Raw genomic sequence first — 1,918 nt, forward strand, 5'->3', positions numbered from 1 at the left:
GCTTTGCGTCCCTGCCTTTCGACAGGTTTGCCCTTGATGGAAGAAACGTCGCTAAATTGTGCTCCTCAGGTTGGGGGAACTGGCAGGAGGAAAAAATCCCACGGCCAGTGCCGCCCTCAGCAAGGCTACGGGTTCATCGTGCTCCCTTCTTACCATCGCCTCCTTTCCTACCCTGAAAACATATGTTCGCTGGAAGACAACACTCACCAAAGACCTCAAAACCGCTTTTTTTGAAGCGGGTTGGTCTAAAAAAGTTAAAACGGAGCAAGCGAAAAACTGAAACTTAAGCAGCTTCGATCGTTACTTTAAAACCTAAGCTGTTCAGGCGTTTGATCATATTGTTGACAACTATCTTTTTGCGGCGCTGATCAAAATAATTGGCACCCAACTCCTGGTAAGGTTTACCCGTTTTTAAAATGTGGTAAGCGCTGACCAGAATACTATGACCAACAGCAACTGCGGCCCGATTTGCTCCGCGTCGGGAGGCAATCCGGTGGTACTGAGCAGATAAATAGGTGTCCTTGGTGTGGGCAGCCGCCCGGGCTGCTTCCGTGAGGGTCGTCCGCAGCGATTTATTGCCTTTGCGGGTCCGCCCGGACTTTCGTTTCCCGGCACTTTCATTGTTGCCAGGTGCCATTCCCGCCCAGGAAGCCAGGTGTGCGCTGGACGGAAACCGGCTCATGTCCACCCCTATTTCGGCGATGATCTCCTCGGCGGCTTGCCGCCCAACCCCCGGAATCGTATCGAGCAGCTCGATCTCGCCTTTAAAAGGGCGCAACCGATCCTCGATCTCTTTGTTCAACCGGGCAATTGCCTCGTCTAAAGAGTCAATATGACGAAGCTGCAGCTCCAGCATCATTCGCTGGTGGTCACTGAGCAGCCCCTGCAAGGAGTCAACCAGCTCCTCGTGCTTCTTCTTCAGCCGCCCCTTGGCCATATTCGCCAGGGTCTCCGGATGATCGATCCCGTTCACGATGGCCTCCAGCATCGCCCTTCCGGAAACGCCCAGGACATCGCTGGCCACCGAACTGAGTTTGATGTTGGCGCCTTCCAAAACCTTTTGGATCCGTTGGACCTCTCTTGCACGTTCGCCAACCAGGCTCTGACGGTAGCGCACCAGTTCCCGCAGTTCCCGTTGCGGGCGGCCAGGAATATAGCTGCCTTGCAGCAGGCCGTGACGCAAAAGATCAGCGATCCATTCGGCGTCCTTAACATCAGTCTTGCGTCCGGGTACCGCCTTAATATGAGCGGCATTGACTACTAAAGCAGTGATTTCCGCTTGCTCCAGCAAGTTGTAGATCGGTTTCCAGTACACCCCCGTGCTCTCCATGGCCACGTGCGTACAGCCTTTGGCACTAACCCAGTCCAGAAGAGCCAAGATTTCTTTTGTGGTCGTCCCGAAAGTCTTGATTTCTTTCCCTTCCGGGGTAATTGCACAGGCCACCACCGACTTTTTGTGAACGTCTAAACCGCAGCAGCGCTCGTAAACAACTTGCATGTCAACAAACCCCACTTTCTCGGGCTGGCGTTTGTGGACAGCGGCTGGTGCGAAAGCCTCTAACGGGCCAATCTACCCTGCGTGCTTCCCCAAAAGGGAGCGACAATCTGTGGTGCACCAGGCTCTCCAGGTCAGTCTACCCTACGGGCGCGAAGCACCAAGGAAATCCGACCTCTTGTTGCCAGCCGCCGATTATGGGAATATTGTACAACACTATAGCCTCGTTTTCATCATCTGCTGGTGCCGCTTGCGGCATGGGGGTCTACCCTGAAAATAAGTGTGTCCTGGCCGGGTGTTGTCCCGGCCCCGGCCATTTTCATCCCCTGCTGGTGCCGCTTGCGGCATGGGGGTCTACCAACAGATAGCTTCCCAGCTGTGCATCCCCATAAATACGTCAAATATCACGTGCGTATCTACTTC

At 54.4% G+C, this 1,918-nt stretch carries 1 protein-coding gene and 1 riboswitch; the gene reads right to left on the reverse strand.

The genetic code is table 11. The features are described from left to right. Positions 1-42, reverse strand: a riboswitch (cyclic di-GMP riboswitch). This riboswitch is flagged as partial in the annotation. A gap of 241 nt (positions 43-283) precedes the next feature. After that, positions 284-1,498 (reverse strand): IS110 family transposase, encoded by a 1,215-nt coding sequence (locus ABJK56_RS20620; RefSeq protein WP_347246575.1) that lies wholly within the window; start codon positions 1,496-1,498, stop codon positions 284-286. Positions 1,499-1,918: the final 420 nt, after the last annotated feature.

The sequence above is a fragment of the Thermogutta sp. genome (assembly GCF_039793925.1).
In the GTDB taxonomy this organism is placed as follows: Bacteria; Planctomycetota; Planctomycetia; order Pirellulales; family Thermoguttaceae; genus Thermogutta.

Bases quoted from the DNA above. Each gene is read 5' to 3' on its own strand.
- ABJK56_RS20620 (WP_347246575.1), bottom strand. From the start codon at position 1,498: ATGCAAGTTGTTTACGAGCGCTGCTGCGGTTTAGACGTTCACAAAAAG.